Below are 11745 nucleotides of genomic sequence, written 5' to 3'. Positions count from 1 at the left end.
AAAACTCCACAATGGCAAACAGGGCTTTGCCCTAACAAATAATAAAGCAGCTGACAGAGCTTCTGTTATGCTCTGCCGGCTGCTTTTTTCTTCATCCCCGGTATGTTAATCCAGATGGAAAACAGGCATCAGGTCTACAGAGACCGGACTGTTGTCTGGATTCGTTTCCATGATATCTGCCATGTAATCCCACCACTTGCGGCAGATTTCTGTATCCGCACTCTTGTCCCACTTTTCTGCATCCTCCAGTTCGATGTAGCCATAGAGTATATCCGTTTCCGTATCCAGAAAAATGGAATAATTAGATCCGCCGTACTCATGGATCATCTCCTTCATCTCCGGCCAGAGTGCATTGTGACGCTTCTCATATTCCTTCTCCATCCCCGGATATAATTTCATTTTAAAGCTTTTTCTTACCATGATCATTTTCTCCTTTCGGCCGCGGCCTCCTATAATTTTTTCTGATTTAAACATATCATCATCGCCCGCTTTTGTCCAGTTTACAGACTGGTCTGTGTTCAATAATTAATATGGCGGACCTTTAACGGCCCGCCATATTAATTATTATTTATGAGGAGTAAATTTTAGTATACGTCTTTCCATTCTCCAATGTTATCTGGATCGAATTTGAATGGTGCGCCAAGAATAACTTCTGTTCCGCCGTCGTCAGCTTCTACTACTTCATAGTCTCCCATGTCTCCTGCTGTGAACTGGTCTCCTGCTGCGCCTGTGATTGTTCCGTCAACTAATGCGATTGATGTGTAAGCGCCAAGGCGTCCAACATCGATCGGATTCCACAGGTACATATACGGGCATGAATGTGCATCATCGTCGCCGATATATTCTGCCATCTCTGAAGGTAAGCCAAGGCCTGTCAGTTTTACAGAAGATTTCTCATCCTGAAGAACTTTTGCTGCTGCGTTAATACCAACTGTTGTAGGAGCACAGATCACTTTCAGGTCTGGGTATTTGGATAACAGAGCCTGTGTCTGGTCTGTAGATTTCTGTGGTTCGTCATCACCGTAAGCAACTTCTACGAGTTCCAGTTTGGAATATTTGTCGTCTTTCATGATCTCTTTCATAGAATCGATCCATGCATTCTGGTTTGCTGCCTGTGATGTAGCTGAAAGAATTGCCCACTGTCCTTCTCCGCCTGTGATGTCAAGAACTGCATCCATCAGAGCCTGGCCGATTTCAGTAACACCAGCCTGGTTTACAAATGTCTGACGGCTGTCAGCGTTTGCTTTTGAGTCGAGGCAGGATACTTTGATGCCTGCATCCATAGCTTCTTCCAGTGCTGCCTGAAGAGCATTCTCATCATTTGCTGCAATTGCGATAGAGTCAACACCCTGAGAGATCAGAGACTGAATAACAGATACCTGTGCATCAGCTGTTGCAGCTTCCGGATGCTTCACGATGCATTCTCCGCCTTCAGCTTCGATTACTTCCTGGAATCCTTCTGCTTCTTTCTCATTGTAAGGATTTCCTGCTGCCTTTGTTACGATAGCATAAGTCTTCTTTCCGGAATCGCCAGCGTCATCTTTCTGGGTATCCTCCGTCTTTGCATCTGCCTTGCTGTCTGAGCCCTCATCCTTTGAACCACAGCCAACGGCCAGAGTTCCCACCATAGCTACACATAACAGTACGCTTAAAACTTTTTTCTTCATGCTTACTTCCTCCCTTGGAATATTGTTTTATACAAAGCACGCTTCCCGGTGCCTGGTATCATAATAAAGTTGTATTATAGTTATTTTGCTGAAACCGTTTTTTTCTTCAGCTTTACTTCTCCGCCGATATTCGGCAGTAATACTGCCAGAATGAGCAGGGCACCTAATATAATCAGGATCAGCTGTGGATTCATGTTGATCTGTCCGAGACCGATTCTAAGGCAGATGATGATGAATGCTGATATAATGCCGCCCTGTAACTTTCCTTTTCCTCCGGCCGTTGAGATGCCGCCGAATACTGCCATCGCAATCGCATCAAGCTCGAATCCGTTTCCGGTCGTCGTATTTGCACCGTAGAGAACGGATGTCAAAAACAGTGCTGCAAGCCCGGCCATGAATCCCATTGCCGTATAGATAATCAGCCTTATGTTCTGTACATGAATTCCTGAATAATAAGCAGCCAGTCTGTTTGAACCGATCGCATATACACTTCTTCCAAATGTTGTCCTGCTTAAGACCAGAGTAAATATAACCGCAAATATCAGGACTACGAAAAGGATGTATGGGATCATACCCGCTTTTCCGGCGATCATGCGGAACCCGTCTGTGTTGCTTAAGGAAATAGATCCGCCGCTGCCAAGGGCGATCTCTGCAATTCCCCTGAATACAATCTGGGTTCCCAGTGTAACGATCATTGGAGGCAGTTCAGTAAATCTTGTCAGGATCATGCCGTTAATGAACCCGCATATTGTTCCTACCAGCAGCGCTGTCAGGACAACCACGATAAACGGCATATCTTTATTACAGACCATGCAGGTCATCGTCGCAGAAAGGCAGACGGTTGCACCTACGGAAATATCAATCTCACCTAGGATCAGGATATATGCCATCGGAAGCATCAGGAATACTTCGGTCAGATACTTCGGCATCTCTCTTAGTACATTGGCAAGCTGGTAACTCGGGGAAATGCTTGCGCAAAAAATGTTGATCAGGATAATTAACAGGACCAGCATGCCTTCCCAGCTTAAGACTGTTTTCTTCCATGATTTCTCAGGCACATTGGATATTGTTCTTCCGGATTTTCCAGCCATAATTACATCTCCCTTCCCTTCAGATTGTTTTTATCCATTACTCGCTGTGTAACGACATTCAGGATAACAACGACTAAGATGATTACACCTTTTACAGTATTCTGGGCAATAGAGTCAATTCCTACAAGAGGAAGCGCTTTTGCGATAATTGCCAGGATCAGGGAACCTAAGAATGCCCCTACGACGCTTCCGCGCCCGCCTGTCATGCTGACGCCGCCGATTACGCAGGCAGCGATTACATCCATCTCTTTTCCATACAGCATATTTGGCTGTGCGGAGGAATAAACTGCTACTGCCAGCGCACCGCAGAGACCTGCAAGTGTTCCCATTACTGTATAGACCATCAGTTCCACATTGGAAGTATTGATACCTGAAATGGCAGCCGCCTCACGGTTACTTCCTACTGCATATACTTTTCTTCCTATTTTTGTCCATTTCATGACAATGAAGAAGATAACATAACACAGCAGCATAATCAATACTACATTGTTTATTCCCAGAACCTTGCCGAGGGCAAAATTCTTGAATTCTCCCAGATTCTCGGCACTTGCCCACTGGCTGTTCCCAATCAGGTAGGCGAGCCCCCGGTATATGTACATAAATCCCATTGTCGCGATGATCGGCAGTACTTTTCCTTTTGCTATAACAAGCCCCACAACCAGTCCGCACAGTGCTCCGAGCCCGATCGCAATCAGGAAGAGCAGGAATGCATTTTCCACGATGTTATATTTCAAAAGCATTCCGACCGTCATTCCTGAGAAAGCAAGTGTTGAAGCAATTGAAATGTCAATTCCGCCGAGCAGCAGTACACCGAGCATTCCAAGTGTCATAATCATGATGACTGCATTATTCTTGAGCATATCTGTAATCGACTTTAATGTCATGAATGAAGGACTCCTGAATGAAATGACCACGCAGAGGATAATCAAAACAATCAGCAGACTTGCTTCACGGGAGCCGGTAATTTTTTTCCAGATAGATTTATTGTCTTTCATCTTTCCCATTCCCTCCTCTATTTTGATTTTTCCATCGCAAGCTCAAGAATTCCTTCCTGAGTTGCTTCATTACGGTTCAGTTCACCAGTTACTTTTCCGCCGCACATCACTACGATTCTGTCACTCATTCCCAGGATTTCCGGCATCTCGGAGGATATCAGTATAATCGCATATCCCTGCTTCGCCAGATCTCCCATGATCTGATAGATCTCAGCCTTTGCGCCGACATCGACACCCTTCGTAGGTTCATCCATGATGACAACCTTCATTTCCTGGCCGAGTGCCTTGGCTACGACTACCTTCTGCTGGTTACCACCTGAAAGGGAGGTTGCAGGATCAAAGATCGTAACCGCCTTTGTATCTACATCTTCCAGAAGTTTCTTTGCTATCTCGCGTTCTTTCTTCTCGTCATTAAATCCATGTTTTGCATGCTTGCCCATCGTCGGAAGCATTACGTTTCTTCCCAGTCCCCATGTCATGATCAGACCTTCCTTCTGGCGGTCCTCAGGGAGAAGGATAATTCCCTTTTTCATGGCATCTGACGGCTGTTTGATATGTGTTTCCTTTCCTTCCAGAAAGACTTTTCCATCATCCGGCCTTGTAATCCCACAGACACTTTCCACGACTTCGGTACGTCCCGCACCTACCAGTCCTGTCAGTCCCACAATCTCGCCTGCATGGACATTGAAGGATACGTTCTTGAAATAACCAAGTCTTGTAAGTCCTTCCACCCTCAGCACTTCCGGCCCGATCTGGACCTCCGGTTTCGGGAACAGGTCCTTGATCTCACGGCCAACCATTGCCTTGATCAGGTCTGCATTCGTGATTCCGTTTACATCGTATGTACCGATATATTGTGAATCTCTAAATACCGTAACTGTACTTGCCAGCCTGTACATATCCTCGAAACGGTGTGAAATGAAAATAACAGATACACCGTCTTCTTTCAGCTTATCAACAATTCTGTAAAGCTCCTCTGACTCATTCTTTGTCAGCGCCGCAGTAGGTTCATCCAGAATGATGATTCTCGCATGTGTGGAGAGTGCCTTCGCAATCTCAACCATCTGCTGCTGTGCCACGCTTAAGGCTCCCATTTCATCCGTCGGCTTAAAATCCGCATTCAGCTGTTTCAGAAGGTTTGCCGCCTCCTCATTCATGCGTTTCCACTGAATGATACCTTTCTTAATGATCTCATGGCCCATAAAGATATTCTCGGCCACTGTCAGGTCCGGATAAGATGTCGGATGCTGGTAAACCGCGGCAATCCCTGCCGCCTGTGCATCCCTCGGACCCTTGAAGTCTACCTTCTTGCCGTCCAGGAACATCTCGCCTTCTTCTGCTTTATGTACACCGGTTATTACTTTGATAAATGTGGACTTACCAGCTCCGTTTTCGCCCATCAGTGCATGGACTTCCCCTTTTTTAAGCTGGAAATGCACATTGTCCAATGCTTTTACACCAGGAAAAATCTTCGTAATACCTTTTAATTCCAAAACGTATTCAGACACCGTGTTTCCCTCCTTCGCTCATCAAACCAAGCTTACTAACATTGATGTTTCCTTGTTGAAATAAGTGTATCATCTGTAAAATTTTTCTAAAACAGCAAAATTTTTCGATTGTGGGTAATTTATTTTTGTCTTCCTGTCTCAGGTTTTTTTATGTGGATTTTGACGGATTAGTTTGTTAGAATGAAAACATACGGTATCATACCCATTTCACAAAGGAGGACTTTGTATAATGAAGCTACTGATCGTCGATGATGAGGAACTGACGCGGGAAGGCCTGATCGCTTCCCTTGACTGGGAATCCCTTGGGGTCGAACAGATTTTCCAGGCGGATGACGGCATCAACGCCCTGGCAATTGCCCGCCTGCAGAAACCGGACATCATACTGAGCGATGTGCGTATGCCGCGCATGGACGGCATTCAGATGGTAGAACGTCTCGAATCAATTCTGCCCGATACAAGCGTGATCTTCATGAGCGGTTACTCTGATAAGGAATATTTAAAAGCCGCTATTAAGCTGAAGGCTGTTAATTATGTTGAAAAGCCTCTAAATCCTCTGGAGATCAAAGAGGCTGTACTCGAAGCGGCCCAGAGGCATGAGAAGAACCTCCGCACACGTCAGAGTGAAAACCTGTATTCTCTGGAAAAGGCTTCCCAGCTCGCACTGCTTCTGACGAAGCCTTATAAAGAAAATGAGGAAGAGATCACAAGCCTTGCCGATGAACTTTCCCTCAGGCTGATGCCCGGGAGCAGCTTCACTACATACATCGTAAAGTTAAAGACAAATGATCCCGACAGCACCCTGCTCCATGACATACGCAGTGATTTTACAGATTATCTGACCCATTACCATCTTCAGGTATTCTACATCCAGATTCATGCTGTTTACCATGTTTTCCATATAATGGGGAACAATCTGCCGTCCCCTGTTGCATTGTCGGCTGTGGAGAGTTACCTGAAGGACCAGTTCTCACAATTAGGGGACTTTTTCATCGGCCGCGGGGATACAGTCACAGGAATCAGTAAGACATACCATTCCTACACCAATGCGGTTGTTATGCTCCAAAGCAGTTTTTTCTTCTGTCCGGGCACACTCTTATCATCCGACAGCATGGAAAAATCTGCACCGGCCCCGTCGGCCTTCGAATTGACGGAAAGTGCCGTTCCATCTTTTAAGGAGGCGCTGCTGAATAAGGATCAGGATACCTGCACACAGCTGCTTAACAGCCTCTATGAGTGCTATTTTGAGAACCGGATTTTTCTGCCCAACCAGGTAAAGGATATTTATTATAAGTTGTTTATATGTATCAATGACAGCCGTCAGGTGTTGAAGCTCAACTATGATTTAGCGGACGGCAATACCGAGGAAAGCATTATAGAACATTTGGAAAAATGCTTCACGTATCAGGAACTCCACCAGATGCTTGTCTCTAAGACAGAATTATTTTTCCAGAATATTCATTCCTATGTACCGGAGGATTCCACGATCTTCATGATTAAGGACTATATCAGCAAGAATTATGCCAACGATGCGCTCTCTATTAAGGAAATCAGCGACCATGTATTTCTTTCCGCCTCCTATGTCTGTACCTATTTCAAGAGCCAGACCGGACAAACGCTGAACCAGTACCTGACAGAGTATCGGATGGAGAAGGCCATGCAGCTCCTCGCTGACGCCCGTTACCAGATCACGGATATTTCCTCGAAAGTAGGCTACAGCAATGGGAATTATTTCAGCAAGAGTTTCAAGAAATTTACGGGGCTTACCCCGTCAAAATACAGAGAGAAGATGTTAGGATGAGATTAATCGCCCGGAAAATGAGCAGCATATATAAAAGTCTGAAGCTCCAGACCAAGTTTACGATTACACACCTTGTGATCGCTACCATCCCTATGATTGTACTGGCAATATTTTTTTACACAAGACTGTATGATATGATCATAGCCGATACAATCCGCACAGAGCAGGATGCCGCCACGCAGACTGCCCCTATGATTGAAGAGAGTGTCACAGAGATTCTGAATGCACTGGATAAGATTAAAAATGAAGATTTTTACCATCAGGTCGTAAGCGCGCACCGTACGGAGAGCCTGAATGAACTTGCCTCCTCGGATGCAGCCGATGCCTTCCTGGATACACTCGATGAGACTATCGACCCGGACCTGATTACTGATGTGAAATTATATATCGATATACCAAGGACAGACCCCGTTTTCTCAAACTACCCGGTCTGTAAAACAGTCCTCCCCATTAATCAGGCATGGGGGACGTACTGGTACGGGATCTTCAACGGAAGTCCCTCGCTCCATGCACTGTTCTGCCCTTCCTTCTATCTTGGCTCTTACGAGATCAAGCATAACGGGGACATGGCATACATTGCAAAATCAACGATTATTTATGAGGGTGAAAGGACCCCCTGTTATCTTGCCATTTATTTTTCACAGAAGCACTTCGATACAATGCTTAAGGATAATCTTTCTTCCAGCAGCAATGTGGCATATATCATCAACGGGAGAGACAGCCTCGTTGCCACCTCGGACCAGGCGCTCTCCGGGACTTATCACTTCAGTTACGATGAGGTACAGGAACACTTTATGTCCTCTAACAACTTTATCCTGAAACGTGTTCTGGATGAAGACGTATACGCCGGTTTCTATAGTATACGGAATACGGACTGGTACATGGTTGTCGCCATGCCGTCCCAGCCCATGATGAAGAAAAGTATCAATATAATGGCAGGCTTTATCCTTGTTTATGTGGCATGTATCCTGATTGCTTTCCTGATTGCGACGCTGCTCTCCCATTCCATCACTAACCGGCTTTCTGTCGTAATCAACCAGATGTCTAAAGCCCGGATCGGACCGCCTGTGGCCCTGCCTGCCGCGGACACGCATGATGAGATCGGGGACCTGATATCTACCTATAATTACATGACACGGGTCATCAACCAGCTGATGGAGGATCAGGCAAAAGCGGCGGAGGATCTCCGTATCGCAGAATTCCACTCCCTGCAGTCACAGATCAATCCACACTTCCTGTACAACACAATGGATATGATCAACTGGCTCTCCCAACAGGGGCGGTCCGCTGATGTCACATCTGCAATACAAAAGCTGTCACGTTTCTATAAGCTGACACTGAGCCGCAAAAAGAGCCTGAGCACAATAAACGATGAGATTGAACATGTATCTATCTATGTACAACTGCAAAATATGCGTTTTCATGATACGATTGACCTCCTGATCGATATACCGGATAATCTTCTGGATTATTCCATACCAAAACTGACCTTCCAGCCTGTTATAGAAAACTGTATTCTCCACGGGATACTGGAAAAAGAGTCGAAACAGGGGACCATCGTTCTGACAGGGTGGCTTGATGAGGATGATATCGTAATTCTGATATCCGACGACGGAATTGGCATGCCGGAAGAAAAGCTGGAGAATATTTTAACAGGAAACGGTTCATCCGGCGGCAAGGGCTCCAACATCGCGGTATATAACACACACCGCCGCCTCCAGTTAATGTACGGGCCGGAATATGGCCTGAAGTACTCCAGCACCTACGGTGCAGGCACTGATGTCGAGATCCGCATCCCGGCGCGCTATCCCGAAGATGGACTGATCGATGCTTCGCCGGACGGTACGGCCGAAGACCCCCTCAAGGAAAGCCACTTTATCCAGGCACTGACGCTGCTCACGAGGCCGGAAATCAATATTTATGAGATTGCAAAAGAATGCGGGTATGACAATCCGCAGCTGTTTTTTACGGAATTCAGAGAACGGTTCGGGTGCTCGCCTGAGGAATACCGCAGGCAGGTGCTGTAATATATTCTGAAAAACTACCGCAGGAAGCTTAACGTATAACAGGCTTCCTGCGGCAGTTTTTCCTGTGACTTATTTATCCAGTACCACCGCCGGTATTTCCAGCAGCTCTGCAACTTTCTCATAGAGTGATCCATTATGCCCCACACTCATGGCAAAATGATGCGTAGGCGCCTCTGCAAACCACTCATCCATGAAAGAATCCGGATCTTTTTTGAACTTTACAGGCGTCTGGGTATTGCCGATCGTCATGATCGTACCGTCTGTCGACTCCGCTTCCGTGATGATGAATTTGAGTTTTCCGTCGATTGTCTGTGTACAGCCGAGGTTTGTAATATCCCCCGCTCTTACCTTTGCCTCTACAGATACCCCGGTCCCCTGTTTCCCATGATATAACCCCATGCCTCTCAGGATTGGCTTTCCTTTTGCAATCTCCAAATGAAACGGGCCGTCGTGTCCGAGGAGGATTGTGCCGTCCTCATAATCCACGGTCACAATTTCACAGAAACTGCCGCCCTTTCCAAGGATATCACAGATTTTCATGGCGAGACATGTCTTCAGGTCGCCTTCCCCGGCACATGGAATCCCTTCTGCGGTGAGAAGCGAATGACCAACTATAAAGCCGCCCTGCATGTCTTCATAATGATTGCCCGGAGCGCCGTGATAATAATATGTCAGTGCATCCAGATCAAACTCTTCCACCATTTTCTCCTGCGCAGCCGCTATCTTAGCAGACCAGTTCATCTGTTCTTCTGTCGGCTTCTGTGCCAGCGGGTCTGCCGCGGCATCCTCGCTGATGGTAAAGAACTCCTCAATCTCTTTTCTTTTTTCTTCCGTCTCTTCCTCTGTCACGCTCTGAAGCATCCTGTCCAGATCACACATCTCCAACACTTCAACATGTGCACCTGTCTGGGCCTGAAACATGGTAAAATCACTGTACATATCCAGCATGCCGCTGTATGTATTGCCGAGGAACCCAAATCTTGCCCCCTCCAGATTGCGTTTTACCTTCGCTGCAAGCACCCACTCCTCAATCTTCTTCCATGCACGCTTCGCCTCGGGACGACGGGCTGTTACTTCGTCCGTCATGGAAATAACCGGTGTGTAGTCCAGACCAAGCAGTCCGTTCACAACATGGTACTTGATTCCCGCACGGTTAAAAGCATTGGATACCTCCGGGACCGGACATGCACCACAGTGTGCAAGCCATTCCCCGGTCGTCGTTTTTTCATAATTTATTCTGGCCGCAGGCTGCAGGTTCAGTACGACAGCCGGAGCCTTACAGATCTGGTGGACCGGCAGGATCGATGCGCTTGTCACATAGGTTGCCGAATGGATAAAAATCAAATCAACATTTTTCTCATTAAAGTAGCAGCCAGCCTTCTGTCCCTCCTGCTCACAGTCAACAAGGCCATAATAGTATACTTCCGCCCCGAAATCTTCTATACTTCTTACAATAAATTCCCCATACTCAATCAGCCGTTCGCGCAAACCGGGAAATTGTCCCCAGTAATGCTTCAGCCCCATAGAGTAAATACCTATCCGTGGTTTCTTTACTTCTTTTCTTGTCATCATTTTATCTCCTCCTGACCGATCTTTTATTTCTGTTTACAAACACATTATAATCCTGTAAAATTGGAATTACATCCAAGCAAATTGCCCAAAAATAACAGAATGTTGTGGTGATAATATGAAGACAAAAACAGAACTTTTAGAGCGCGGTTCCCATACATGGAGTGAAGACTCCGTCCGGCTGATCCTAACTCCCGGTTCAACCGCCAAAACAACGTATTTTTATACACAGGAGATTGGTTATTTCAAGACCTGCCACCCATACTTTTCAGAACGCCAGAATCTGGACTCGTTCCTTATCGTATATACCGTTTCCGGCAAAGGGTTTCTGGAATATGAAGGAAATACATACACGCTGAAAAAGGGGCAGTGCTTCTACATTAACTGCGAGGAGCACCACATGTACTGGACCGGTGAGGACGAGGACTGGGAGATCCTCTGGATTCATTTTAACGGAAACAGTGCTCTCGGGTATTATAAAGAATTTACAAGAAATGGGTTCAGGATACTGGACTTAAGGGATGACTCCCTTATAGACCGCACTCTCCGGCAAATGATCTCTCTGCACAAAAAGAAAAACCTGACTACGGAGATTGTAACTTCTAATTTAATCAACGGGATTCTTACGGAATTGCTTGTTCTGACCGCAACCAACAATGCAGACACATTCCTCATCCCTGATTATATAAAAGAAATCGCAAGGGAGATTGATAAGAATTTTAAAACGGACCTGTCGTTGAAATATTTTGAGGAGATGACACACAGAAGCCGCTATCATATCCTGAAGGAATTTAAAAAATATATCGGAGTTACGATTAACGAATACCTGATTACTGCCAGAATCACCTATGCAAAAGAGCTTCTGAAATATTCAGAGCTTCCGGTCGGTGAAATCGCCTTTGAGTGCGGAATGAATAATGTGACGCATTTTATCAATCTTTTTAAGGCGAGGGAAGGACAGACGCCTCTCGTTTACCGGAAAGCCTGGAGAAGTTAAAATGCGGGTCCGTAAAACCTCAGACGGACCCGCATTTTTTGTATACAGGGAGGGAGCCCTGTTACAAACGTATTAAGTTTATTCTATATGTTG

At 46.0% G+C, this 11745-nt stretch carries 9 protein-coding genes; 3 read left to right on the top strand and 6 right to left on the bottom strand.

Annotated features, from left to right (window positions below; all coding sequences use genetic code 11):
* Positions 1–105: 105 nt before the first annotated feature.
* From rhaM to DWX43_RS19885, 5 genes are all read right to left on the bottom strand, one after another.
* On the bottom strand, positions 106–420 hold the full coding sequence (gene rhaM, locus DWX43_RS19905; RefSeq protein WP_109731398.1) for an L-rhamnose mutarotase: 315 nt from the start codon (positions 418–420) through the stop codon (positions 106–108).
* A 164-nt stretch (positions 421–584) separates the two neighbouring features.
* The gene (locus DWX43_RS19900) at positions 585–1667 is read right to left on the bottom strand and encodes a rhamnose ABC transporter substrate-binding protein (protein ID WP_109731201.1); all 1083 of its coding nucleotides are present in this window, start codon (positions 1665–1667) and stop codon (positions 585–587) included.
* Positions 1668–1747: 80 nt separating this feature from the next.
* Positions 1748–2758 carry an ABC transporter permease gene (locus tag DWX43_RS19895; protein WP_118621578.1) on the bottom strand — a complete coding sequence of 337 codons (1011 nt, stop codon included), beginning with the start codon at positions 2756–2758 and terminating at the stop codon, positions 1748–1750.
* A 2-nt stretch (positions 2759–2760) separates the two neighbouring features.
* Positions 2761–3753: an ABC transporter permease gene (locus tag DWX43_RS19890; RefSeq protein ID WP_109731399.1), complete on the bottom strand. Its 993-nt coding sequence runs from the start codon at positions 3751–3753 to the stop codon at positions 2761–2763.
* A gap of 17 nt (positions 3754–3770) precedes the next feature.
* Positions 3771–5261: a sugar ABC transporter ATP-binding protein gene (locus DWX43_RS19885; protein ID WP_109731203.1), complete on the bottom strand. Its 1491-nt coding sequence runs from the start codon at positions 5259–5261 to the stop codon at positions 3771–3773.
* A 229-nt stretch (positions 5262–5490) separates the two neighbouring features.
* Between DWX43_RS19885 and DWX43_RS19880 the strand changes: the two genes are divergently transcribed.
* A complete protein-coding gene (locus DWX43_RS19880) occupies positions 5491–7059 on the top strand; it encodes a response regulator (protein WP_118621577.1) in 1569 nt (522 codons plus the stop codon).
* Positions 7056–9086, top strand: coding sequence for a histidine kinase (locus DWX43_RS19875; protein ID WP_118621576.1), 2031 nt, complete (start codon positions 7056–7058; stop codon positions 9084–9086). The genes DWX43_RS19880 and DWX43_RS19875 overlap by 4 nt, the downstream gene beginning before the upstream one ends.
* 69 nt (positions 9087–9155) lie before the next feature.
* On the opposite strand, the gene DWX43_RS19870 is transcribed toward DWX43_RS19875, so the two are convergent.
* On the bottom strand, positions 9156–10658 hold the full coding sequence (locus DWX43_RS19870) for an L-fucose/L-arabinose isomerase family protein (protein WP_182440774.1): 1503 nt from the start codon (positions 10656–10658) through the stop codon (positions 9156–9158).
* Positions 10659–10773: 115 nt separating this feature from the next.
* On the opposite strand from DWX43_RS19870, the gene DWX43_RS19865 reads away from it, so the two are divergent.
* Entirely contained in the window at positions 10774–11652 is an 879-nt protein-coding gene (locus DWX43_RS19865; RefSeq protein WP_118621575.1) for an AraC family transcriptional regulator, read from the top strand.
* Positions 11653–11745: the final 93 nt, after the last annotated feature.

The organism is Clostridium sp. AF19-22AC, assembly GCF_003479085.1.
GTDB lineage: Bacteria > Bacillota > Clostridia > Lachnospirales > Lachnospiraceae > Faecalicatena_A > Faecalicatena_A orotica.
Note: the sequence above shows the minus strand (reverse complement) of the source record. Positions and strands in the feature narration are given on the sequence as shown.

Bases quoted from the DNA above. Each gene is read 5' to 3' on its own strand.
- DWX43_RS19865 (WP_118621575.1), top strand. From the start codon at position 10,774: ATGAAGACAAAAACAGAACTTTTAGAGCGCGGTTCCCATACATGGAGT.
- DWX43_RS19880 (WP_118621577.1), top strand. From the start codon at position 5,491: ATGAAGCTACTGATCGTCGATGATGAGGAACTGACGCGGGAAGGCCTG.
- DWX43_RS19895 (WP_118621578.1), bottom strand. From the start codon at position 2,758: ATGGCTGGAAAATCCGGAAGAACAATATCCAATGTGCCTGAGAAATCA.
- DWX43_RS19875 (WP_118621576.1), top strand. From the start codon at position 7,056: ATGAGATTAATCGCCCGGAAAATGAGCAGCATATATAAAAGTCTGAAG.
- DWX43_RS19890 (WP_109731399.1), bottom strand. From the start codon at position 3,753: ATGAAAGACAATAAATCTATCTGGAAAAAAATTACCGGCTCCCGTGAA.
- rhaM (WP_109731398.1), bottom strand. From the start codon at position 420: ATGGTAAGAAAAAGCTTTAAAATGAAATTATATCCGGGGATGGAGAAG.
- DWX43_RS19870 (WP_182440774.1), bottom strand. From the start codon at position 10,658: ATGATGACAAGAAAAGAAGTAAAGAAACCACGGATAGGTATTTACTCT.
- DWX43_RS19900 (WP_109731201.1), bottom strand. From the start codon at position 1,667: ATGAAGAAAAAAGTTTTAAGCGTACTGTTATGTGTAGCTATGGTGGGA.